This window comes from Nocardia sp. NPDC004718 (assembly GCF_053601535.1).
On sequence record NZ_JBSGCA010000042.1, the window covers coordinates 41267 to 63886 of the forward strand.

Genomic DNA, 22620 nt, shown 5'->3' on the forward strand with positions numbered 1-22620 from the left:
ACTCATTTTTCGAGGTCTGCTCCGGCGTAGGCTTTACTACGACATGTCGTAGACACGCAGGAGGCCGGCTTGAACGCCTTGGACATCTCCCGATGGCAGTTCGGCATCACCACCGTTTACCACTTCCTGCTGGTGCCGCTGACCATCGGTCTCGCGCCGCTGGTCGCTGCCATGCAGACGGCATGGGTCGTCACGGGCAAGCAGCACTGGCTGCGGCTGACCAAGTTCTTCGGCAAGCTGTTCCTGATCAACTTCGCGCTCGGCGTCGCGACCGGCATCGTGCAGGAGTTCCAGTTCGGCATGAACTGGAGCGAGTACTCCCGCTTCGTCGGTGACGTGTTCGGCGCCCCGCTCGCGCTGGAAGGGCTGATCGCCTTCTTCATGGAGTCGACCTTCCTCGGACTGTGGATCTTCGGCTGGACGCGGTTGCCGAAACTACTGCACCTCGGCGCGATTTGGATGGTCGCGATCGGCGTGAACGCATCGGCGTACTTCATCGTCGCGGCCAACTCGTTCATGCAGCATCCGGTCGGCGCCCGCTACAACCCGGAAACCGGTCGCGCGGAGCTGGAAAGCATCGTGAAGGTGCTCACCAACAACACTTTGCTGGCGGCTTTCCCGCACGTGGTGGCCGGATCCTTCCTCACGGCGGGCACCTTCGTCGTCGGCATCGCCGGCTGGTGGATGGTGCGCAACGCGCGCAGTGGCGACGAGGCGAAATCGGCTGACGCGCGCGAGATGTGGCGGCCCGCCGCGCGGGCGGGCATCGTCGTGGTGATCGCGGCGATGGCCGCTCTGGTCTACACCGGCGACGTGCAGGGCAAGCTGATGTTCGAGCAGCAGCCGATGAAGATGGCCTCGGCGGAATCGCTGTGCCACACCGCCCTCGACCCAGATTTCTCCGTGCTGACCGTCGGCACGCACAACAACTGCGACAGCGTGACGCACGTGCTCGAAGTGCCCTATGTGCTGCCCTGGCTGGCGAAGGGTGAGTTCACCGGTGTGACGCTGGACGGCGTCGTCGACCTGCAGAAGACCTACAACGAGAAGTTCGGTGTCGGTGACTACCGGCCCAACCTGTTCGTCACCTACTGGTCGTTCCGGGCCATGATCGGGCTGTCGGCGGGTTCGGTGCTGCTCGCGCTGGCCGGGCTCTGGCTGACCCGCCGCGGACGAGTGCCGGACCAGCGCTGGTTCGCCTGGCTGAGCCTGCTGGCCATCCCCACCCCGTTTCTGGCCAACAGCGCCGGGTGGGTGTTCACCGAGATGGGGCGGCAGCCCTGGGTGGTCGCGCCCAACCCCACCGGCGACCCGAATCTGCGTCTCACCGTTCAGCAGGGCGTCTCCGATCACGCGCCAGGCGTCGTGCTGTTCTCGCTGATCACCTTCACGCTGCTGTACGGTGCGCTCGCGTTCGTGTGGTTCTTCCTGATGCGCCGGTACGTGATCCACGGACCGGATCCGGCGGCGCCCGCCGCCGAGCCGCACGACACCGATACGACTTCGGGCGAACGCCGCCTCGAAGAGCCCGCCGTCGAACAACTTTCGTTCGCCTACTAGGAGCCGGCGATGAGTGTGCAAGAGTTCTGGTTCGTCCTGATCGGTGTGCTGTTCACCGGCTACTTCGTGCTGGAGGGCTTCGACTTCGGCGTCGGCATGCTCATGCCGATCCTCGGCAAGGGGTCCGACCGGCGCAGGCGCGCGGTGCTCAACACGATCGGGCCGGTGTGGGACGCCAACGAAGTCTGGTTGATCACCGCGGGCGCCGCGATGTTCGCGGCGTTCCCGGAGTGGTACGCCAGCCTGTTCTCCGGCTTCTACCTGGCGTTGCTGCTGGTGCTCGTCGCGCTGATCCTGCGGATCTGCGCCATCGAGTACCGCGGCAAGATCGACGATCCGCGCTGGCGGGCCCGCTGCGACATCGGCATCGGCATCGGTTCCTGGGTTCCGGCGCTGGCGTGGGGCTGGGTGTTCGCCAATGTGGTGCACGGTGTCCCGCTGAACGAGAAGAAGCAGTTCGCGGGCTCGGTCGCCGACTTGTTCGGGCCCTACGCCCTGCTCGGCGGGCTGGCGACCGGACTGCTGTTCGCGCTGCACGGAGCGATGTTCCTGGTGCTCAAGACGGCGGGCGAGGTCCGCGACGACGCACGACGCACCGCTCGGCTGCTGCTGATCCCGACCGTGGCCGTCGTCGGCGGATTCGGATTGTGGACCCAACTGGCCTACGGGACCGGCTGGACCTGGATCTTATTGGGGCTGGCCGTGCTCGGTCTGGTCGTGGCGGCGGCGGCCGATCTCGCGCAGCGCGACGGATGGGGCTTCACCGGCACCACGGTGACCGTCGCGGCGGCGACCGCGCTGCTGTTCGGTTCGCTGTTCCCCGCGGTGCTGCCCTCGACGATCGATGCGGCGTTCGACCTGACGGTTTACAACGCGTCCTCCACGCCGTACACGCTGAAGGTGATGAGCTGGGCCGCGGCGCTGGCCACGCCGGTCGTGCTGGTGTACCAGGGCTGGACCTACTGGGTGTTCCGCAAGCGGATCACCGTCGAGCAGATCCCGCCCCCGGTCGGCCTGCCCCTGCGGGTCGCGCAGGATTGACGCCATGGCCCGCCCGCCGATCGATCCGCGCCTGTGGCGTCATGCCCGCTCGGCGCGCAGCTACCTCGCGCTGAGCGTGGCGCTGTCGCTGGTCGTCACCGGCGCGATCGTGGTCGCGGCGGTGCTGATCGGGCGGGTACTCGCCGGGGTGGTCACCGATCCGAGTGCGCGCACGCTCGGCGCGTGGACGGTAGAACTCGTCGTGCTCGCGGTCGCGATCGCGGCCCGGGTGCTCGCCACGTGGGCGCAGTCACGGCTGGCGCACCGAGCGGGCGCGAGCGTGGTGGCGGAGCTGGAGGGCGCGGTGCTCGGTGCGGGCGCACGGCTGTCGCCTCGCGAACTCGACGCGCGTCGAACGGAATTGGCCGTGGTCGTCGGCACGGGCCTGTCCGGGTTGCGCGGATATCTCGTAGGCTACCTGCCCGCTCTGCTGCTGGCGGTGCTGGTTCCGCCGATCGTGCTCGCGGTCATCGCGGCCCACGATGCGACTTCCGGTGTGATCGTGGTGATCACGTTGCCGCTCATCCCGATCTTCATGATCCTCATCGGGCTGCTGACCCAGGGGCGGGCGGAAGCCACGCTCGCGGCCACCACCCGGCTGTCGGACCAAATGCTCGATCTGTTCGCGGGCATGCCGACACTGCGTGCGCTCGGCCGGGAGACCGGCGACGCGGAACCCGAGCCCACTGCGCGGGGACAGCGGAACGACACCGGGACGGGCGGTTCGACCGGACCCGCGCGCACCATGCGGCACCGTGTTCGCGATCTCGGCGACGCGCTGCGCCGGCGCACCATGGGCGCGCTCCGCATCGCCTTTCTGTCTTCCATGGTGCTGGAGTTGCTCGCCACGCTGAGCGTGGCACTGATCGCGGTCTCCATCGGGCTGCGACTGGTCTTCGGTGAGATGAGTCTTTACGCGGGCTTGGTGGTGCTGGTGCTCGCCCCGGAGGTGTATCTGCCGCTGCGCATGGTGGGCGAACGTTTCCATGCCGCCCAGGACGGTATGGCGGCCGCGGACCGAGCGTTCGCGATCCTCGAGTCCACGCCCGCCGAGCCGACCGAGCGGCTACCCGGCCGCGGCGCGCGGCGCGCGGCGGCGCACGCCGGTGTGGCCGCACCGGACGAGTCGGCCCGCACAGGTACATGCGACTGTCGACGCACCGAGCCGGAGAAGGCCGTGGTGACGGCTCGCCGCGGCAGTCCCCAGGACTCCGGCACGGCGACGGCGCCTGACGACGAGCCGGTCGAGTCGCTGCTCAGCCGGGGCGTGCGGGGGATGGCGCTCGTCGGTGCGATGCCGGACGAGTCGACGCGCGCCGGTACATGCGACCGCTGTGCCTTGCCGGAGGAAGCCCTGGTGACGGCTCGCCGCAGCAGCTCCGAGTGCCCCGGCACGGTCGAACTCCGCGACCTGTCGGTCCAGGCGCGGGACGGGTTGGCGCCCGCTGGCCTGTCGGCGATCTTGCGGCCCGGTGCCCTCACGGTGCTCGCCGGTCCCAATGGAAGCGGTAAATCGACCGCGGTACAGGCGATTCTGGGCCTGATCACACCCGACCGAGGTGCCGTGACCGTCGACGGGGTGGACGTCCGCGAACTGGACCAGGACCAATGGTGGACGCGTGTGGCTTGGCTGCCGCAGCGGCCGGTGCTGGTGCCCGGCACATTGCGCGACAACCTCGAATTGCTCGGCGCGCGGACGGTGGACCACGCCGCACGCGGCCCGGCGCGCGTTCTGGACGATCTCGAAGCCGCTTGTCTGGCAACCGGTTTCGACGCCGTGCTCGATGACCTGCCCGAGCGCTGGAACACGGTGGTCGGCCCCGGCGGCGTCGGCCTGTCACTCGGTCAACGCCAACGCCTCGCGCTGACCAGGGTGCTGGCCACCGATCGCCCGATCCTGCTGCTGGACGAGCCGACCGCGCACCTCGACGCCGCCGCCGAAGCCACCGTGCTGGCCGCACTCCAAGCCAGGGCCCGTATGGGCGCGACGGTCGTCGTCGTCGGTCACCGCCCGACCGTGCTGGCCGCCGCCGATCATGTCGTGCAGGTGCGCGCGGACCTGTGCACCTCGCGAGAGGAGGTGCTGGGATGAACACGGGCGGGACCGGCGGACGCGCGACGCGGGCCGTTTCGCGTGCCACCGGTTCCACGGTGCCCGGTGATCTGCGCCGGATGTGGGCGCTGCTCGAATTGTCCCGTTGGCGGGTCGCGGTGGCGATCGGATGGGGCGTGCTGGCGCTCGGCAGCGGGCTCGGGCTCGCCGCGTTGGCGGCCTGGCTGATCGCCCGCGCATGGCAGATGCCGCCGGTGCTCGATCTGAGCATCGCTGTGGTGGCGGTGCGCGCGCTCGGCATCTCCCGTGGCTTGTGCCGGTACCTGGAACGTCTCGCCAGGCACGACGTCGCACTGCGCGCTATGACAACAGCGCGAACCACGGTCTACCGGATGCTGGCTCGTTCGGATTTCTGGCTGCGCCGACCCGAGGTGTCGCCGAGTGGCGGCGATCGGTCGGGCAAGCCGCTGCGCCGTGGAGATCTCCTGGTCCGGATCGGCAGCGACATCGACGACTTGGGCGCCGTAGTGGTCCGCGCGTTCGTGCCGGTCGCGGTCGCCCTCGTGCTCTCACTCGCCGCCGTCGCACTGCTGGCCACGATCTCGCCCGCCGCCGCAGCGATCCTGGCGGGTGCGCTGGCACTCTCGGGCATCGTCGCACCGTGGTTGTCGGCCAAGGCGGCGTCCGAGGCGGAACGCGCCGTGCGGGCCGACCGGGCGGAGTTCACCGCTCAGGCCCTCACCGTGCTCGACCACGCCGCGGAACTACGCGTAGCCGGTCGCCTGGATGCCGCCCTCACCGCGGCCGGGCAAGCGTCGCGCCGTGCGGTCGCCGCGGAAGATCGGGCCGCCGCGCGCAGCGCCTGGTCGGCCGCTGCCACGCCCCTGTCCATCGGCGCCGCTGTCCTGGGCGCGCTGCTGATCGGCATCACCCTCTACGGCCCGGACGGCGGCTCGCCAGGCGCGATGACGCCCATGGCGCTCGTCGTCCTGGTCCTCTTGCCGTTATCGGCCTTCGAAGCGGTCGGCCCGCTGCCCACGGCGGCGCAGACGCTGACCACGGCCCGCGCGGCCCTGCATCGCCTGGATGGAATCGAGCCCGATTCGCCCCCGAGCGCGGCGGTCGGCCCATCGGCGCGGCAGACCACCCGCCCCCCACATGCCGAAGACACGGCGAACGTCGCTCGGACTCCTCCCATCGACGCTCATGTGCCGGAGCTGCCCTGCGGACGGCGGATCGCGGTGGTCGGCCCCAGCGGCGCGGGCAAGACGACTCTGCTCATGAAGTGGGCCGGATTGTTCGACACGCCGCGGCCCGGCGTCACCTTCTTCGCCGAAGACGCGCACCTGTTCGGCACCTCCGTACTGGAGAATCTGCGGGTCGCCCGCGGTGATCTGACCGCGGAAGAAGCCGAAGAAGCTTTGCGAACGGTCGGTCTCGGGAACTGGTTGGACGGGCTTCCGCAGGGTGTGCACACCGATCTCGTCGGGGGAGCGGCAGCCGTGTCGGGTGGCCAGCGTCGCCGGATCCTGCTCGCGCGCGCCCTGGTGTCACCGGCGCGGGTATTGCTGCTCGACGAACCGACCGAGCACTTGGAAGCCGAAGCCGGGGCGAAGCTGCTGCGCGACCTGTTGGACGCCGACAGCGGTCTCGTGGAACCGGATCGGATCGTGGTCGTCGTCACGCATCAGCTCCCGGAAGACCAATGGGCCGACGCGGTACTGCGAGTATCCGCATCAGGGCAGGTCACGACGGACTTCGCGGGGCACGGGACGCCATGCGGCAGCGCCGATTCAGCCGACCGAGAAAATCCGTTGCCGAGCTACTGACGCATCGCTAGATTCGTTCGTACACAGGAAGGAGGTGGTTCGAAGAATGATTATTCATAGGACACGTGAGGTGGCTGTCCGCTAGCGCCACCGCTGCAGGTGGATTTCGCCCGCGCGAGCGCTAGCGAATTCCAGGCAGTCACCCGGCCCCCGAGCCCCGGTCCGTCCGACCGGACCCGTGCGACCACAATCGCACCGGTATGGCTCGGGGGCTGTTCTGTTCCGCCTCTCCGGGTATTCAGGCCGTACCAGTGGGGTTTGGCCTGGGTTGGTCACAGGGCCTGCGTTGGGGATGTGGGTGGGTTTTGGGCGTTCCCGGTGAGTTACCCGTGTGCTCGCGAGATCAGGTGTTGCGTTGGGTTGGAGTCGATCAGGTGTTGCAGCAGACCACGTACTGCGTTCCGCTGCGGCTAGCCTGCGATTGCGTTGGGCAGCGCCGAGCGCGGCGGGGTTCCGTGCTGGGTGAGGAGAAATTCTCAGCCGATGTAGCGCTGGAGTCGGGCAGAGAGGCGGGGTTGGAGGGGGCCGTCGGCTACCACGCGTTCTTCGACGTAGGCCAGGTCGCCGCCCTCGACGATGCCGTAGAGGCGTTTGGCGCCGCCCACGACGATGCCGGACTGGCTGCGGATCACCACGTCGGTGGCCAGTTCCCAGGACGACTGGGACAGCGCTTGCCCGTAGAACAGCTCCACGATGCCGCCGCTGTGTGCCAGCAGCAGTTCGATGACCTCGTCGTTGCCGTCGATGCCGACCCGCCAGAAGCCGCTCTCGCGCAGGTCGGGGCCGCCGTAGGTGCCGTCGGCCTCGATGACCCAGGACCGGGATTCCCAGGCGAGATAGTCGCCGCCGTCATGGGAGACGACGATCTGCTGGCCGAAGTGGTAGTCGCCGCGCTCGGGATCGTTGCCCTCACCCTCGCCGCGCCACACGCCCACCAGCGGGAGCAGCGCCAGCATCGAGGAGCTGAGGTCCGGGCCGAGGCGCAAGTTGGCCGTGTCCTCGGGCAGCGGAAGATCCGGTAGGACCGGGATGTTGCGGGCACCGGTCGATTTCGCCCGTTCGGCAGCCTCGGCTACGGCCTGGTCGCCGCTGCGGCGACCGGCGGAATCAGCCGGAGCGTTGCCGTTCAGTTGTTCACTCGCTCGCTCGGCCGGATCGGAACCTTCGCTCGCGAGTTCGCTCATGATTCGGTGAACAGCCGGTAGAAGACGTAGAGGCCGAACCAGCCGATCAGGACGGCCACGGCCACCAGCAGAATCTCGAAGAAGAGGACCACGTTTCGAGTCTAACGACCCCGCTTTCGCGGCACGCAAACGGCCCCGGTGCTTCCGCGGAGCGGAAAGCGACCGGGGCCGTTCGACGAGTGCGAGGCCTTACTTGGCGACCGCGACGTCCACCGCGTGGATGCCCGCGCCTTCGGGGCGCACCTCGGCGGAGCCGTTGCCCGCAGAGGACAGCGCGCGGACGGTCCACGAGCCGGGAGCCGCGAAGAACCGGAAGTCACCGGTGCCCGACGCGACGACCTCGGCGGTGAAATCACCGTTGCCGTCGAGCAGGCGCACGAACGCCCCGCCCACCGGCTGGCCGTCGGTGCTCAGGACACGGCCGGTGATGACCGTCTCCTTCTCCACGTCGACACCGGCCGGGATGGCCTGGCCCTGGGTAGGTGCTGCACACATATGGATTACTCTCCCAACTCGATCGGAGCGCCGACGAGCGAGCCGTACTCGGTCCAGCTGCCGTCGTAGTTCTTGACGTTCTGGTGGCCCAGCAGTTCCTGCAGCACGAACCAGGTGTGCGAGGAACGCTCGCCGATCCGGCAGTACGCGATGGTCTCCTTCTCGCCGTCCAGGCCGGCTTCCTTGTAGATCTCGGTCAGCTCGGCGTCGGACTTGAAGGTGCCGTCCTCGTTCGCGGCCTTGCTCCACGGCACGTTGATGGCGCCGGGGATGTGGCCGGGACGCTGGCTCTGCTCCTGCGGCAGGTGGGCGGGCGCCAGGATCTTGCCGGTGAACTCGTCGGGCGAACGCACGTCGACCAGGTTCTTGGTGCCGATGGCCGCGATGACCTCGTCCCGGAAGGCGCGGATGTTCAGGTCGGGCGCCGACGCCTTGTACTGGGTGGCGGGCCGGTTCACGGGCTCGGTCGACAGCGGACGGCCGTCGAGCTCCCACTTCTTGCGACCGCCGTCGAGCAGCTTGACGTTGTTGTGGCCGTACAGCTTGAAGTACCAGTAGGCGTACGCGGCGAACCAGTTGTTGTTGCCGCCGTACAGGATGACCTCGTCGTCGTTCGAGATGCCGCGCGCCGAGAGCAGGTCGGAGAACTGCTCCTGGTTCACGAAGTCGCGACGAACCTGATCCTGCAGGTCCTTCTTCCAGTCGAGCCGGACGGCACCCTCGATGTGACCACCGTCGTAGGCGGAGGTGTCCTCGTCGACCTCGACGAACACGACGCCGGGGGCGTTGAGGTTCTCTTCGGCCCAGTCAACGGAGACCAGGACATCGGAGCGAGCCATTGTTTTCCTTTCAGAGATGACGTGCAGGGTCAGTTCGATGCCGGTGACGGGGTCCGGCGGAGGCGGGCTACCAGCGGATAGATCCGGCAACCCAGGCAGAGCCCGAACGCCGCGTTCAGGAACGCCGCGAACAAGGCGAAGCCGGCGAACACCGCGCCGACGATCGTGGAGCCGAGCGCGAAGCCCAGCAGGCTGACGGCCGCGAACACGAAACCGAGCAACTGCGCGAACCGCAGCGGGGCCGTCGGCTCGGTCTCGGTAGTCGGCGCGAGACGCGGCGCGACGAAGGCCGCGTAGATCCGGCCGTAGGGGTGGCGGCGCGGGCCGAGGGCGGCGCCGACCGCGAAGACGACTGCTTGCAGGGCGATCAATACCCCCGCGGCGACCGGCGAGAACGCGGCGGCGAGCAGCACCACGACAAGGACACCGGTGGTCACCCATGCGGCGAATCGGGGTCCGCGCACGTCGACTCGGTCGGAAGAACCGGGGATCGCTTCGGAGGTTTTACGGATCTGGGTGGACATTGTGCGTACTCCTGCGCTGAATAAGTCCGATGACTGAAAATTTGCCAATTCGCCGGGGGATCGTGAGATCGCTCGCGCGGCGGACAGGGGTCGGCGTCAGGAAATCCGGAAAAGCCGACCGCTCAGCGGCACAGGCAGCAACAACCACCGAGCCGGCACAGATCCACTGTGCGGCGTCGGGTGAGCATCAGCTCGTGGTTGGTAAGCACGTCAGCAGTTTACCCAATTCGGCGGGAGAATATGGACCCGGGGTGGATCACTTCCGTCCAGGGGGCTTGTCGTCGCAGCTCAGGCCGCCGCGGTCAGCGGCTCGAGCGCGGAGTGCAGATCCGTGGCCTTGGGCACGCCGGAGATGCGGAACCGTTCCCTGCCCTCGATGTCGAAGACGAACGTGGTGGGCAGCGAGAGCACGTTCAGCTCCCGGGCGAGCGCGGGCTCGGCGTCGATGTCCACCTCGATGTCCTGCGGCGGCTGCGGTGAGCCCGCGAGCTGGCCTGTGACGTTGGCAACCACCCGGCGAACAGCGGAGCACGGTCCGCACCACTCGGCGGAGAAATGCAGTACCGCGGGACCGGCGCCGGTCACGCCGACGGACGCCAGCAGTTCCGCGCGGCCGGTGTGGGCCAGGTCGATGCCGTCGGCCGCGCGGATCTTGCCGTCGCGCCGGCGCAGCAGGACGCCCACCGCCAGCGCGGCGAGCAGTACTACTGCGAGGATGGTGACTTGGATCATGGTCGCTGCAATCGGTCGAGGTCGATCGTGACGTTCACGCCCTTGCCCTCCACGACGATCTGACCGCCCTGAGCGGAGACCTTGGTAGGCCGGACACCGAACGGCAATTCCTTGGTGTCGATGGTACGGGTGAAACGGGCGAGGACCGCCGGGCGATCGGCCTCGGTGATCACCGCCACAGGCATGGTCTCGGTGCCGGGCGGGCCGCGGTAGAACCCGGTCGCCACGATCTTCACCTGATCGCCGTCGAGCAGCAGATCGGCCTGCACGCTGACTTTTTCACCGCCGTACTGCGCGCCCGGCGTCTCCGGCATCGTTCCGGTGAGCACCAGCGCGCCCGTGGTGGTCATGCCGGAACCGCCCGATCCGCCGGTCCCGTCGGACTTGTCGGCAGGCCGCGAGTGCACCTGCAGATCGGGAATGGCGAACAGCCTGCCGAGTTCGGTCGGCTCCACCCGCAACCGGCTGTCCACGCGCTCCACCGGGACGCCGCGCAGGCTGCCGTCGACGAGTTCGCCGACCGGCAGCCGCACCCCGGTCAGCGTCGCCTCGAGCGCGATCTCCCCTGGAATGTCCAGTCGCTTCGCGCGGGCCCGGATCTCCACGTGGTCGTAGCGGCCGTCCCAGGCCTGGCTGAGGAAGGGGAAACCGTGGATCGTCACTTCGGGATCGGCGGTGAGATCGGCGCCGTCGCGCAGCGCTCGGGACACGCGATACTCCGAATAGGCCGCGGTGCTGAAGTCGACGACGACGGCGAACCCAGCCAGACACAGCAGGCCGATGATCAGCTTGCGCATGCTCCCCCGTCTCTCCGGGTCTCGGGCCGCGGCGGCCGGGAGCCGCGCGGCGCGCGTTCGGCTACCGCCTCGGGGGCCTCGCCGGTGGCGGGCATGCCCGATACGTAACCCATGTAGGCACCATATCGGTTGGCCCGGACGGGGCTCCCGGGTGTCCTCCGGTGCGCTCGCCGACCCCGGAATGCGTGGTCATGCCTTGTTACGCGCTAATCTTGCATCCGATTACCTGTGATTAGCGACGTGGCCGCGGCGGTGCTGCCGCATCCACGTGGCTACGAGATGGGAGGAGGGCCCGTGGAGCTGCTCCTGCTTACCTCCGACCCCAACCCCGAGTCGGTGTTGCCCTCGCTCGCGTTGCTCGCGCACAACGTGCGCCCCGCGCCCACGGAGGTGGCCTCGCTGCTCGAGGCAGGCACGGCGGATGTCGCGTTGGTGGACGCCAGGACGGACCTGGCCGCCGCCCGCGGCCTGTGCCGCCTGCTCGGCAGCACCGGGTCCTCGGTGCCGGTCGTCGCGGTGCTCACCGAGGGCGGCCTGGTCGCCGTGAACGCGGACTGGGGACTCGACGACATCCTGCTGCCCGGCACCGGCCCCGCCGAGCTCGACGCCAGGCTGCGGCTGCTGGTCGGCCGCAACGGCGGCGTGGCCAGCCCGGAGAACACCGGCAAGATCACCCTCGGTGAGCTGGTGATCGACGAGGGCACTTATACGGCGCGTCTGCGTGGCCGCCCGCTCGACCTCACCTATAAGGAGTTCGAGCTGCTGAAGTATCTCGCGCAGCACGCGGGCCGGGTGTTCACCCGCGCGCAGCTGCTGCAAGAGGTCTGGGGCTACGACTTCTTCGGCGGCACCCGCACCGTGGACGTGCATGTGCGACGGTTGCGCGCCAAGCTCGGCACCGAATACGAGTCGCTGATCGGCACGGTGCGCAACGTCGGTTACAAGGCCGTGCGCCCCTCGCGCGCGGCGGTCAAGGGAGAGCCGGTGAGCTTTCCGGAAGACGACAACGAGGGCACCGACGATTCTCCGCTCACGCCGGTCAACGGCTCCGTGCAGTAATCGTCGGCGGACCGTGCCCGCATCACTTCGGCGGGGCCGAAATGCCACCTGGCGCTACGACGTTTCCCAGGAGTGGACTCCGTGCGGGGTCCGCAGGCTCGATGAACGGAGGCCGATGAGCGGCGCGACGACACAGTGGACCGACCGCCCCGACGTGGGCGACGCGCGGGCGGTCACCGATCTGCTCGCGCGCGCCACCGAGGCCGACGGTGTCGCCCCGGTCTCGGAACAGGCTGTGCTGTCGCTGACTTCGGGCGCGGATACCGGAGCGCGCCATCTGCTCGCGCGGCGCGAAGGCGCCGTCGTCGGCTACGCGAATCTCGTTCCGGCCCACGGCGACCACCCTGCTATGGCCGAGGTCGCGGTCGACCCGGCTCGGCGCGGTCACGGCGTCGGTACCGATCTGGTCACGGCAGCGCTGGCCGCGGGCGGTCCGGGCGCGCGGGTCTGGGCGCACGGCGACCGACCGGCGGCCAAAGCCGTCGCAGCGCGGCTCGGACTGCGGACCGCGCGGGAGTTGTGGCAGATGCGACGGTCTTTGGCAACTCCTGAGCTACCGGAATTGGCCGTACCGGACGGCATCGTGCTGCGCACCTATGCCGGTCCCGCCGACGACGCGGAATTGCTGCGGGTGAACGGCGCCGCCTTCGCCTGGCACCCGGAACAGGGCGCGTGGACCCGGCAAGACATCGAGATCCGCCGTGACGAGTCGTGGTTCGACCCGGCGGGCCTGTTCCTGGCATTCGACACCGCGGCCCCTGAGCGTCTGCTGGGATTCCACTGGACCAAGGTGCATCACGCGGAGCATCCGCCGCTCGGCGAGGTCTACGTGGTCGGCATCGATCCGGCGGCGCAAGGGCGCGGACTCGGTCGGCTGCTCACTTTGACCGGTTTGCATCACCTGCGGGACCGCGGATCGGCCGAAGTTCTGCTCTACACCGAGGCCGACAATGTCGCCGCGGTGCGCACTTACACCCGTCTCGGATTCGCTCCGGCACATGTCGACGTCGCCTACGCGGCGGCGGAGGTTGAATAACAGACGGCAGAATGGATGCGCGCCAGTAAAACTGCGGCAAACGTCACATCTACCAGGTGCAATCGCGCCGGGCTGTTCACTCTCCGTTCACTCAGGTCGGTCCAACTGTCAACCACATGACCTTAGGTTGAGTGAGGGCAGCACACTGCTGCCTGGTGCGCAAGTTCCTCGCGAACAGCACCACAACACCCGTCCGGGCCGGTGAGGGACCGGACGAGTAGGACGCCATTCCGGAGGAATAGTGAAACTCGAGCGCAGCAGCGCCCTCGTTGGTGTGCTGGCCGTCGGCGCCATGGCGCTGGCCGCCTGTGGCAGCGACGACAACACCTCGGCCGATTCGGGCACCGTGGCCAAGGTCGACGTCGCCTGCGGCGGCAAGAAGGCCCTCAAGGCCAGCGGCTCTTCGGCGCAGAAGAACGCGATGGAGCGCTTCATCGCCGCGTACGAGAAGAATTGCGACGGCGCCACGCTCAACTACACCTCGAGCGGCTCGGGCGCCGGTGTGAGCGAGTTCCTCGGTGGCCAGACCGATTTCGGTGGCTCCGACTCCCCGCTGAGCGCGAAGAAGGACGAGCCGAAGAAGGCCGCCGACCGCTGCGCCTCGCCCGCGTGGAACCTGCCGACCGTGTTCGGCCCGGTCGCGATCACCTACAACATCGACGGCGTGACCGATCTCGCGCTGGACGGCCCGACCGCCGCCAAGATCTTCAACGGGACCGTCACCACCTGGGACGCGCCCGAGATCAAGGCGCTGAACCCGAACGCCAAGCTGCCGTCCGAGCCGATCGCCGTGATCTTCCGCAGCGACGAGTCGGGCACCACCGACAACTTCCAGCTCTACCTGGACTCCGCCTCCGACGGCGCATGGGGCAAGGGCGCGGGCAAGGCCTTCAACGGCGGCGTCGGCGCGGGCTCGAAGGGCAACGAGGGCACCTCGGCCGCGGTGAAGAGCACCAAGAACTCGATCACCTACAACGAGTGGTCGTTCGCGAAGGCGCAGAACCTGTCGATCGCGCGGATCATCACCTCGGCGAGCAAGGACCCGGTGACGCTGAGCGTCGCCTCGGCGGGCAAGGCGATCGAGTCCGCGAAGGTCTCCGGCCAGGGCAACGACCTGGTCATCGACACCTCCTCGTTCTACAAGCCGTCGGTGGCGGGCGCCTACCCGATCGTGATGCCGACCTACGAGATCGTGTGCTCGAAGTACTCCGACGCCGACACGTCGAAGGCGGTCAAGGCCTTCCTCACCTCGGCGGTCACCAACGGCCAGCAGGGCTTGGACGAGGCCGGGTACATCCCGATCCCGGAGCAGTTCAAGACCAAGCTGACCACCGCCATCAACGCCATCTCCTGATAGCAGTCCCACATGACCGTGCACGACGAGGTTGCCGCCGCTGGTCCGTCTGATTCGACCGACCAGCGAGCAGGCGGAGATACTGCGCTCATGCCGAGCAAGCCGAGCACCGAACCGATCGCGAAGAGCAGTCGCCAGCACAGCCCGCGGGCGGAGATCATCTTCCGCTCGCTGGCGACCACGGCCGGTGCGATCATCGTCGCGTCCATCGCGTTGATCGCGCTGTTCCTGCTCATCCGGGCGGTGCCGTCGGTGCTGGCGAACGAGGCGAACTTCTTCACCAGCACCGAGTTCAACACCTCGGACGCCAACCACCTACGGTTCGGCATCCGGGATCTGTTCATGGTGACGGTGCTCAGTTCGGTCTTCGCCTTGGTGCTCGCCGTTCCGATCGGCATCGGCATCGCGCTGTTTCTGACGCACTACGCGCCGAAGACGCTGGCACGGCCGTTCTCGGTGGTCGTCGATCTGCTCGCGGCGGTGCCCTCGATCGTGTTCGGTCTGTGGGGAATCCTGGTTCTCGCTCCGCAACTGGAGCCGATCCAGAACTTCTTGAACGACAACCTGGGATGGCTGTTCCTCTTCGATGACGGCAACATCCCGCTGGCCAGCGGCGGCACGATCTTCACCGCGGGCGTCGTGCTCGCGGTGATGATCCTGCCGATCATCACGTCGGTCAGCCGTGAGGTGTTCAACCTCACCCCCCGTGCGCACATCGAGGCGGCGCAGGCGCTCGGCGCGACGAAGTGGGAAGTCGTGCGGATGACGGTGCTGCCCTACGGGCGCAGCGGCATGATCGCCGGCGCCATGCTCGGCCTCGGCCGCGCGCTCGGTGAGACGATCGCCGTGCTGATCGTGCTGAAGACGGCCGCGCAGCCGGGACACTGGTCGGTGTTCGACGGCGGCTACACCTTCGCCTCCAAAATCGCCTCGGCCGCCGCGGAGTTCAGTGCCCCGCTGCCGACCGGCGCGTACATCGCGGCCGGCTTCGTGCTGTTCGCGCTGACCTTCGTCGTGAACGCGCTCGCTCGACTGGCCGCGGGCGGAAGGGTGAACGGGTGATGACCTCCTCGACTCTGGACCGGCCGATCAAGCCGCCCACCTTCCGCGATGTGAGCCTGGCGCGCAAGGTGCGCAACAACGTCGCGACCGGTTTGGTGTGGCTGGCGTTCGCGGTCGCGCTGGTACCGCTGGCCTGGGTTCTGATCATGGTGATCAGCAAGGGCTTCGCCGCGGTGGTCCGGGCGGACTGGTGGCAGAACTCGCTGAAGGGCGTGCTGCCCAATCAGGTCGCGGGCGGCGTCTATCACGCCATCTACGGCACGATCGTGCAGTCGCTGGTCGCGACGGTGATCGCCGTGCCGCTCGGCATCATGGCCGCGGTGTATCTGGTCGAGTACGGCCGCGGCTTGCTGGCCAAGGTCACCACCTTCATGGTCGACATCCTGGCCGGTGTGCCGTCGATCGTCGCGGCGCTGTTCATCTTCGCGCTGTGGATCGCGACGCTCGGATTCCCGCAGAGTTCGCTGGCGGTGTCGCTGGCGTTGGTGCTGCTGATGTTGCCCGTGGTCGTCCGCAGTACCGAGGAAATGCTGAAACTGGTGCCGGACGAACTGCGTGAAGCGTCCTACGCGTTGGGCATCCCGAAGTGGAAGACCATCGTGCGGATCGTGGTGCCCACCGCGCTGCCCGGCATGATCAGCGGCATCCTGCTGGCCATCGCCAGGGTGATGGGCGAGACCGCTCCCGTGCTGGTGCTGGTCGGCTACAGCAAGTCGATCAACATGAACATCTTCGACGGCAACATGGCGTCGTTGCCGCTGTTGATCTACCAGGAGCTGGCCAACCCCGAAGCTGCCGGACGCGAGCGGGTCTGGGGCGCGGCTCTGACCCTGATCATCATCATCGCCCTCCTGTACCTGGCGGCTGCGGTCCTCAACCGCCTGCTCACCCGGAACCGATAGAAGCGGAACGGATTACCGAAAATGGCCAAGCGGATCGACGTCAAAGATCTGAACATCTACTACGGCAAGTTCCACGCCGTGTCGGATGTCTCGCTGACCGTGCTGCCGCGCAGCGTGACCGCCTTCATCGGTCCCTCCGGCTGTGGCAAGTCCACCGTGCTGCGTTCGCTCAACCGCATGCACGAGGTAACTCCGAATGCCAGGGTCGAGGGCGCGGTGCTGCTGGACGGTGAGGACATCTACGGCACGCAGGTCGACCCGGTGGGTGTGCGCCGCACGATCGGCATGGTCTTCCAGCGGCCCAATCCGTTCCCCACGATGTCCATCAAGGACAACGTGGTCGCGGGTCTGAAGCTGCAAGGCGTGCGCAACAAGAAGGAACTCGACGAGGTCGCCGAGCGCTCGCTGCGCGGCGCCAACCTGTGGAACGAGGTGAAGGACCGCCTGGACAAGCCGGGCGGCGGCCTCTCCGGTGGTCAGCAGCAGCGTCTGTGCATCGCGCGCGCCATCGCGGTTTCGCCCGACGTGCTGCTGATGGACGAGCCCTGTTCGGCGCTCGACCCGATCTCGACCCTGGCGATCGAGGATCTGATCACCGAGTTGAAGAAGGAATTCACCATCGTCATCGTCACCCACAACATGCAGCAGGCCGCGCGCGTGAGTGACCAGACCGGTTTCTTCAACCTGGAGGCCCAGGGCAAGCCGGGCAAGCTGATCGAGATCGACGACACCGAGAAGATCTTCTCCAACCCGTCGCAGAAGGCCACGGAGGACTACATCTCCGGTCGCTTCGGCTGATCCCGAGGCGGGTTCCGCATCCGCGGACGCGCCGCATACGGATGTTCGTGCCTCGGCTATTCGTCGAGGGGTGGGGTCTCGAACAGTGGCGTCGGGGTGGGTTGCACTCGGCGCGTGTGCTCCGAATCCGATTCACGATTCGCCGCTGACATTCCTCCGAGCAGTCCGGTGCTCGCGGGTGCGGTGGACGGGGAACCGGACGTGGACGCGGGAGCAGCGCTGAGACTGCCGGAGTCGGCATTGGTGTAGCTCGCCTGCCGGACGGACGCCGGTTGGTCCTGCTTGGTTTCCGCGGGTTGCGACGAATTCGGTTTATCCGTCTTGCTGTTCTCGGTGCCTGCCGGATGGTCGGTCTTCGAATCGGTGGGCTTCGCGTTCGGATCGTCCGTTTTCGCGTTCGGGTCGGTGGCTGCGGGTTGTCCGGTCGTGGAATCGGTGGCCGCCGGGTCCTGCTTCGGTGTTCCGGTTCCGGCGGGTTCACCCGAGGACGGTGAGTCCGTGTGCGTGCCGTCGGTTTGGTGGTTTCCGGCGATAGTGTCGACGGCGTTCGCGAACTTCTCGGCGCTGGTACCGGTGGCCTCGATCAGACCCTTTCCGGCCTCCCCGCCCGCTTTGATGATGTCGTCGAGATCGTCGTCGAGTTTGCCGATGGACTCGATCAGCGTGGGCACATTGCCGGTGATCTGGCTGACCGAGGTGATCAAACTCGTCACGTCCGACGGTTTCCACGAATTGGGATCGCTGGCCGCACCGGTGGACGCGGGCGTCTGGGTGGGTTGGTCCGTTTTGGACTCGTCCTTGCCCTTACCGCTCGAATCGGTCTTGTCGTCCTGTTTCCCCGACTGGTCGGCGTTATCTTGTTTTCCGGACTGATCCCGTTTTCCGGACTGATCGGCGCCGTCCTGCTTCCCGGACTGGTCGGATTTGTCTTCGTTGGCGGACTGCGCGGCCGCGATCGGGCTGGCCTGCGGCGTACCCGCAGGCGCGGTGGAAGCGGACTCGTCCTTCTTCTGCTCTGATTGATCCGTGTCGGACTGGTTGCTGAACAACGCGAGAGCCGGGTCCGTCCCGTCGGCGGACTTGTCGCTGTCGAGCGGGTCGCCCTCGCCGAGTTGAGCGGCTCGGGTGCTGACGTCACCGCTCGCCTGCTCGATCTTCGCCGCGACGTCCGTCTGGGTGCCGAGCAGTTCGTTCATGGCGGTAGTTATGGCGGTCTGGTAGGTGAACTGCGCATCGCCGTCCTCGTCCGAGACGCCCGGCCCGGGAGTGACCTGCCAGTCCTCGGAGACGGTGAATCCGGCCGCGACGGCCTCATCGACCTTGTCCAGCAACGTTTGGCGGAATCCGACGAGGCTGGTACCGCTGTCGATCAATGTCTGGGCGAGCGTCTCGGTATCCAACGCCACCTTGTTCGCCGTGTCGCGGTCGCCCGCGATGCGGTCGTACGCGGCGTAATAGGCGTCACCGCTCCAATGCGCGCCCGCTGCCCGGATCTGCGTCACCGTTTGATCGATCAGGGACACGAATTCGCCGTTGCGCGTGCGTATTTCGGTACCGGCTTCGCTCAGTTTCCACGGCTGCCATTCCGACCGCACCTGGCTGAGGGTGGGCGTCGTGCTCGTAGTCCTCACAGCTGCGCGCCCATCGCGTCGAGGCCCGCGCGAAACTCCTGGTCGGACACCTCGTAATTCGCGGCGCCGCCTTTCGCGATATTCGAAACTCGTTTACAGCGCATGGCCATTCGCCGCCATGCGTCTTCGACATTCGAACCCGCCGTGGAACACACTTCGCTCAGTGCCGAACCGGGCAGCACGCCACCGAGCGCATCGGTGGTGGCACGCACGGTCAATGCGCCCATCTCGCCGCCGATTTCGTCCATCGACGCGGCCAGCGCGCGCAGCTCCGCTGGATCGACGTTCATAACGCCCCCCTTCATGCCGGTTCCCCTCCGGCGTAACGCTATACCGGGCAATCTCGCCCTGTGCGGCTCAATCTATCATTCGCCGCCTGCGAAACGTCAAGCGCAGCAAGCTTTTCGTTTACTACTCCGTGTCGGGGTCCGGCGGGAGCACTCCGGTGACCAAGAAGATGACACGGCGGCCGATTTCCACCGCATGGTCGGCGAAGCGCTCGTAGTAGCGACCGAGCAGCGTGACATCGACGGCAGTCGCGACGCCGTACTTCCAATCCCGGTCCATGAGCAATGTGAAGAGGTGACGGTGCAGATCGTCCATCGCCTCGTCGTCTTCGTTCAGCTGCGCGGCGCGCTCCGGGTCACGGGTCTCCAGCACCTCACGCGCACCGGCTCCCATGTTCACCGCGATACGGCCCATCTCGGCGAAATAGCCGTTGACGGACTCCGGTAGCGCGTGGTTCGGATGACGCCTGCGCGCGACCTTCGCCACGTGCAGCGCCAGCGCGCCCATCCGGTTCACATCGGCGACGATCTGGATCGTGCTCACCACTTGCCGCAAATCGCCGGCGACCGGAGCTTGCAGCGCGAGCAGGGCGAAGGCCTTCTCCTCGGCGTCCTGGATCAGCTCGGCGATCCGGTCGGACTCACTGATCACCTGCTCCGCCAGGGCGAGGTCCGCCTGGAGCAGCGCCTGGGTCGCCCGCTCCATGGCCGAGCCGGCCAACCCAGCCATCTCACCCAGCAGGTGGGCGAGCTCGGCCATTTGCTCGTTGTAGATGACACGCATGGAAACTGACACTAGTTCGCCGCGCTGACCAAGTCACGAACAGGGAGTGAATGACCGGTGTGCATCATTAGCGCGGGAGTTGCCGTTGATCATTCAACGACTGCGATCCGCACCCTCGCCGACCGCGAAAAGGCGGCATCACGACGATTTGTGATCTGCGTCGCATTTGTGCTGCCGTGTGCGGCGGGTGCGACTCGCAGTCGTCGGCGGTGTGTTCCAGATCGGAGGGAGGTTCCCGCGTCACCCCGAGAACTTCGATGGCGACCGAGCGGTCACGCAGTCGCCATCGGACTTCGGCCCGAACTAGCTGTAAATGTGATACCCCCAGGCGTCGCCGTCGCCGAACGAGCTGCCGTTGGGGACCAACTGGCACCCGCTTACGCGGCTTCCGTGGTTCAAGGCGTCCTGTCGGGAGTGCTCACATTCCTGTGGCGTTTCGTACTGCCACCACCCGTCCGCTTGGGCAGGACCTGCGAACAATGCCAAGGCGGCCGCCGCCGCGGTCGCTCCGAAGATTAGTTTGCGTGCCACTGAAACCCCCTCCGTGTCGATGGTCACGTTCTCGACACTAGCAGCCACTGAACTGGAGTCCCAGCGAATATCGTTGCGGTAGAACGTGACTCGATACGCACTCGGGGGCTGGCGGAGCCGGATGGGGCTGGCGGTGCACCCGGTGGTCTACTTGCAGGCCTCGTCGGCCGCGTTGACGTGTTCCAGGTCGGAGGGCAGGACGGCGGGCGTCGAACTCGTCGAGGTGCTCGTCGTGACGTTGGTGATCTCGTCACTCACCGGCGTCGGCGCCTTCACGGTGACGCCGTTCTTCGAGTCGCCTCCGATGACGACCTCGACGATGCCGCCGAGATCGTCGGCGGCCTCGATGGTTGCGCCGGGAATCGAGGTGGCCACGGTGGCGGCCTCGGCTTCCAGGCCCGGAGCGTAGCGGACCTTCGTCGTCGTGGAGGTGCCGTTGGCGTAGTTTCCTGTGTTATAGATCATGAAGCCCTGGTTGCCGAGCTTGGTGGCCGCCGTGCGCGCCAGACCTTCGACTCCAGAGCCGTTGGACACCAGCAACGAGACCGTGGAGGGATCCACCGCCCTGTACTTCGTCGGTGTCGGCGCGGCCTGGGTCGGAGCGGGGGTGTTCGCCTGAACGGTCGGCTTCTCGCCCGGCAGAGGCTGGTCGTCGCGGATCGCCTTGAAGATCGCCTTGATGTCGGATTCGCGGGGAATCTCGTTGCCGTAGGAGGTGGTGCCCGCGGTCGGAACGGTGATGAAGGTGACTGCGCCCGCGTCGATCTTCTGTAGTGAACGTCCCAGCGTCAGCAGGTCGCTCGGCTCGACCTTCTGTACCCAGGTGTGCTGGCTGAACGCGCTGATGAAGCCGTTCAGCTTGCCCGGATTGAACAGCACCTTGCTGGACAGCGTGCCGCGCAGCAGCGAAGCGAGGAAGCGTTGCTGTCGGTTGATACGGTCGTAGTCGCTGCGCTCCTCGCCGTAGATATGCCTGGCGCGCACGTAGTTCAGTGCGGTTTGTCCGTCGATGCGCTGCTTGCCCGGGTGCTCGAGGATGGTGCCGAGCACGTCGTCGACGAGCGGCTTGGACGCGCAGACCTCGACGCCATCGATCTGGTTGACCATGGACTCGAAACCGGCGAAGTCGATGCCGATGAAATGATTGATCGACGCGCCGGTGAGGCGCTGGATCGTGGAGACGAGGCACATCGGGCCGCCGAGGTTGTAGACGGCGTTGAGCTTGTCCCCTATGGCAGACGGGAACTTCTCGTTGGTGTATCCGTTTTTCTCGTTGTCCCACCCGTTGCACTGGGGCCTGGTCACATCGAGGTCGCGCGGGAAGGAAACTACGACGACCCGATTCCGGGCCTTCGGGATGTGGACCAGCATGGTGGTGTCGGCGCGGGCACCCTCGGCGTCATCCAAAGTGCCCGCGCCGAGCTGGCCGTTGGCCCCTGCACGGGTGTCGGTGCCGACGAGCAAGTAATTCTCGTCGCCGAGCTGGGCATCGGAATCGACGATGTCTTGCGAGTTCTCGTCGAGGGCAGAGACCTGGGTGAAGCCGTCCGTCGTCGACCGCAGGTAGCTCCAGCCGCCGCCGGTGACCAACAGTGCGAGCACGGCGCACACTGCGCCCCCCGCCCTTCCTGTGGCCCGCAGCCGCTTGTTGCGGCGCTCCTTGGAGGCCTGCAGACGGGTCTGGGCGGTGCCGACGGGCTTCGGCTTGGCGTCCTTGCCGTCCTTGGTCGGCCAGCTCACGCCCTTGCGCTTGGCACGCGTGGGCTCATCGAGCGGAGGTAGGACGTCGGTGACCTCTTCGGCCTGTTCCGGTTCCGGGGGAGCGACGGGCGGTGTGGCGGATGCCGAGCGCTCGGCGGGGCGGCGGTTCGCGGGACGGGCAGCCGGTGTGGCGCCCGTGATGTCCTGGACCACCGGTGAGCTACCGGTCTGGCGTGGCGGTGGCGAGTCCGGTGCGCGCCGCGGACCAGCTGCCGCGCCGCGGCCGTTGGCGGCGGCCGGGTCGACGGGTCGGCGGGTCGGAGCTTCCGGACGTGGCTCGGCGCGGTTGATTCGGGTGGATGGCGGGCCTGCCTGCGGCGGTACCGGCTCGGGTCGGCGGCCTCGGTTCGTCGGGGGGCCC

The 22620-nt window shown here is 67.5% G+C and carries 20 protein-coding genes; 10 read left to right on the top strand and 10 right to left on the bottom strand.

What is annotated here, in order from left to right; genetic code table 11:
* Nucleotides 1-69: 69 nt before the first annotated feature.
* The 4 genes from ACWEH3_RS26925 to cydC all read left to right on the top strand — a co-directional run bounded on the left by ACWEH3_RS26925 (nucleotide 70) and on the right by cydC (nucleotide 6483).
* Nucleotides 70-1560, top strand: a complete 1491-nt coding sequence (locus ACWEH3_RS26925) for a cytochrome ubiquinol oxidase subunit I (RefSeq protein WP_364425050.1) — start codon at nucleotides 70-72, stop codon at nucleotides 1558-1560.
* A 9-nt stretch (nucleotides 1561-1569) separates the two neighbouring features.
* Nucleotides 1570-2601 carry a cytochrome d ubiquinol oxidase subunit II gene (cydB, locus tag ACWEH3_RS26930; protein WP_450023184.1) on the top strand — a complete coding sequence of 344 codons (1032 nt, stop codon included), beginning with the start codon at nucleotides 1570-1572 and terminating at the stop codon, nucleotides 2599-2601.
* 4 nt (nucleotides 2602-2605) lie between these two features.
* Nucleotides 2606-4693: an ABC transporter ATP-binding protein/permease gene (locus tag ACWEH3_RS26935; RefSeq protein WP_450023186.1), complete on the top strand. Its 2088-nt coding sequence runs from the start codon at nucleotides 2606-2608 to the stop codon at nucleotides 4691-4693.
* An 80-nt stretch (nucleotides 4694-4773) separates the two neighbouring features.
* Entirely contained in the window at nucleotides 4774-6483 is a 1710-nt protein-coding gene (cydC, locus tag ACWEH3_RS26940) for a thiol reductant ABC exporter subunit CydC (protein WP_450023221.1), read from the top strand.
* Nucleotides 6484-6959: 476 nt separating this feature from the next.
* Here the strand turns inward: cydC and ACWEH3_RS26945 are convergent, their stop codons facing one another.
* The 6 genes from ACWEH3_RS26945 to ACWEH3_RS26970 form a co-directional block, all read right to left on the bottom strand.
* On the bottom strand, nucleotides 6960-7667 hold the full coding sequence (locus ACWEH3_RS26945) for an FABP family protein (protein WP_450023188.1): 708 nt from the start codon (nucleotides 7665-7667) through the stop codon (nucleotides 6960-6962).
* 189 nt (nucleotides 7668-7856) lie between these two features.
* Nucleotides 7857-8162, bottom strand: a complete 306-nt coding sequence (locus ACWEH3_RS26950) for a DUF1416 domain-containing protein (protein ID WP_063023277.1) — start codon at nucleotides 8160-8162, stop codon at nucleotides 7857-7859.
* A gap of 5 nt (nucleotides 8163-8167) precedes the next feature.
* Entirely contained in the window at nucleotides 8168-9001 is an 834-nt protein-coding gene (locus ACWEH3_RS26955) for a sulfurtransferase (protein ID WP_063023275.1), read from the bottom strand.
* A gap of 29 nt (nucleotides 9002-9030) precedes the next feature.
* Nucleotides 9031-9525 carry a DUF4395 domain-containing protein gene (locus tag ACWEH3_RS26960; protein ID WP_450023190.1) on the bottom strand — a complete coding sequence of 165 codons (495 nt, stop codon included), beginning with the start codon at nucleotides 9523-9525 and terminating at the stop codon, nucleotides 9031-9033.
* 288 nt (nucleotides 9526-9813) lie between these two features.
* Nucleotides 9814-10257 (bottom strand): thioredoxin family protein, encoded by a 444-nt coding sequence (locus ACWEH3_RS26965; RefSeq protein WP_450023191.1) that lies wholly within the window; start codon nucleotides 10255-10257, stop codon nucleotides 9814-9816.
* On the bottom strand, nucleotides 10254-11054 hold the full coding sequence (locus ACWEH3_RS26970; protein WP_450023193.1) for an LmeA family phospholipid-binding protein: 801 nt from the start codon (nucleotides 11052-11054) through the stop codon (nucleotides 10254-10256). Before ACWEH3_RS26970 ends, ACWEH3_RS26965 begins: the two co-directional genes overlap by 4 nt.
* A gap of 294 nt (nucleotides 11055-11348) precedes the next feature.
* Between ACWEH3_RS26970 and ACWEH3_RS26975 the strand changes: the two genes are divergently transcribed.
* The 6 genes from ACWEH3_RS26975 (at nucleotide 11349) to pstB (ending at nucleotide 17265) form a co-directional block, all read left to right on the top strand.
* Nucleotides 11349-12113 carry a winged helix-turn-helix transcriptional regulator gene (locus ACWEH3_RS26975; protein WP_450023195.1) on the top strand — a complete coding sequence of 255 codons (765 nt, stop codon included), beginning with the start codon at nucleotides 11349-11351 and terminating at the stop codon, nucleotides 12111-12113.
* A 115-nt stretch (nucleotides 12114-12228) separates the two neighbouring features.
* Nucleotides 12229-13149, top strand: a complete 921-nt coding sequence (gene mshD / locus ACWEH3_RS26980) for a mycothiol synthase (protein WP_450023197.1) — start codon at nucleotides 12229-12231, stop codon at nucleotides 13147-13149.
* A gap of 241 nt (nucleotides 13150-13390) precedes the next feature.
* Entirely contained in the window at nucleotides 13391-14503 is a 1113-nt protein-coding gene (gene pstS, locus ACWEH3_RS26985; RefSeq protein WP_450023198.1) for a phosphate ABC transporter substrate-binding protein PstS, read from the top strand.
* A 90-nt stretch (nucleotides 14504-14593) separates the two neighbouring features.
* Nucleotides 14594-15565 carry a phosphate ABC transporter permease subunit PstC gene (pstC, locus tag ACWEH3_RS26990; protein ID WP_450023200.1) on the top strand — a complete coding sequence of 324 codons (972 nt, stop codon included), beginning with the start codon at nucleotides 14594-14596 and terminating at the stop codon, nucleotides 15563-15565.
* Nucleotides 15565-16467: a phosphate ABC transporter permease PstA gene (gene pstA / locus ACWEH3_RS26995; RefSeq protein WP_450023202.1), complete on the top strand. Its 903-nt coding sequence runs from the start codon at nucleotides 15565-15567 to the stop codon at nucleotides 16465-16467. Before pstC ends, pstA begins: the two co-directional genes overlap by 1 nt.
* Before the next feature lie 21 nt (nucleotides 16468-16488).
* Nucleotides 16489-17265 carry a phosphate ABC transporter ATP-binding protein PstB gene (pstB, locus tag ACWEH3_RS27000; RefSeq protein WP_039795034.1) on the top strand — a complete coding sequence of 259 codons (777 nt, stop codon included), beginning with the start codon at nucleotides 16489-16491 and terminating at the stop codon, nucleotides 17263-17265.
* Between the two features lie 56 nt (nucleotides 17266-17321).
* Here pstB and ACWEH3_RS27005 read toward each other — a convergent pair whose 3' ends face one another.
* From ACWEH3_RS27005 to ACWEH3_RS27020, 4 genes are all read right to left on the bottom strand, one after another.
* Nucleotides 17322-18860: a hypothetical protein gene (locus ACWEH3_RS27005; RefSeq protein WP_450023204.1), complete on the bottom strand. Its 1539-nt coding sequence runs from the start codon at nucleotides 18858-18860 to the stop codon at nucleotides 17322-17324.
* 32 nt (nucleotides 18861-18892) lie between these two features.
* On the bottom strand, nucleotides 18893-19186 hold the full coding sequence (locus ACWEH3_RS27010; RefSeq protein WP_450023206.1) for a hypothetical protein: 294 nt from the start codon (nucleotides 19184-19186) through the stop codon (nucleotides 18893-18895).
* A 121-nt stretch (nucleotides 19187-19307) separates the two neighbouring features.
* Nucleotides 19308-19967 carry a phosphate signaling complex protein PhoU gene (gene phoU / locus ACWEH3_RS27015; RefSeq protein WP_450023208.1) on the bottom strand — a complete coding sequence of 220 codons (660 nt, stop codon included), beginning with the start codon at nucleotides 19965-19967 and terminating at the stop codon, nucleotides 19308-19310.
* A gap of 678 nt (nucleotides 19968-20645) precedes the next feature.
* The coding region (locus tag ACWEH3_RS27020) for an LCP family glycopolymer transferase (RefSeq protein ID WP_452358405.1) at nucleotides 20646-22620 on the bottom strand (1975 nt) is incomplete at its 5' end.

Bases quoted from the DNA above. Each gene is read 5' to 3' on its own strand.
- cydC (WP_450023221.1), top strand. From the start codon at position 4,774: ATGTGGGCGCTGCTCGAATTGTCCCGTTGGCGGGTCGCGGTGGCGATC.
- ACWEH3_RS27010 (WP_450023206.1), bottom strand. From the start codon at position 19,186: ATGAACGTCGATCCAGCGGAGCTGCGCGCGCTGGCCGCGTCGATGGAC.
- cydB (WP_450023184.1), top strand. From the start codon at position 1,570: ATGAGTGTGCAAGAGTTCTGGTTCGTCCTGATCGGTGTGCTGTTCACC.
- ACWEH3_RS26965 (WP_450023191.1), bottom strand. From the start codon at position 10,257: ATGATCCAAGTCACCATCCTCGCAGTAGTACTGCTCGCCGCGCTGGCG.
- ACWEH3_RS26970 (WP_450023193.1), bottom strand. From the start codon at position 11,054: ATGCGCAAGCTGATCATCGGCCTGCTGTGTCTGGCTGGGTTCGCCGTC.
- ACWEH3_RS26945 (WP_450023188.1), bottom strand. From the start codon at position 7,667: ATGAGCGAACTCGCGAGCGAAGGTTCCGATCCGGCCGAGCGAGCGAGT.
- ACWEH3_RS26935 (WP_450023186.1), top strand. From the start codon at position 2,606: ATGGCCCGCCCGCCGATCGATCCGCGCCTGTGGCGTCATGCCCGCTCG.
- ACWEH3_RS26955 (WP_063023275.1), bottom strand. From the start codon at position 9,001: ATGGCTCGCTCCGATGTCCTGGTCTCCGTTGACTGGGCCGAAGAGAAC.
- pstA (WP_450023202.1), top strand. From the start codon at position 15,565: ATGACCTCCTCGACTCTGGACCGGCCGATCAAGCCGCCCACCTTCCGC.
- pstB (WP_039795034.1), top strand. From the start codon at position 16,489: ATGGCCAAGCGGATCGACGTCAAAGATCTGAACATCTACTACGGCAAG.
- mshD (WP_450023197.1), top strand. From the start codon at position 12,229: ATGAGCGGCGCGACGACACAGTGGACCGACCGCCCCGACGTGGGCGAC.
- ACWEH3_RS26960 (WP_450023190.1), bottom strand. From the start codon at position 9,525: ATGTCCACCCAGATCCGTAAAACCTCCGAAGCGATCCCCGGTTCTTCC.
- ACWEH3_RS26950 (WP_063023277.1), bottom strand. From the start codon at position 8,162: ATGTGTGCAGCACCTACCCAGGGCCAGGCCATCCCGGCCGGTGTCGAC.
- pstC (WP_450023200.1), top strand. From the start codon at position 14,594: ATGCCGAGCAAGCCGAGCACCGAACCGATCGCGAAGAGCAGTCGCCAG.
- phoU (WP_450023208.1), bottom strand. From the start codon at position 19,967: ATGCGTGTCATCTACAACGAGCAAATGGCCGAGCTCGCCCACCTGCTG.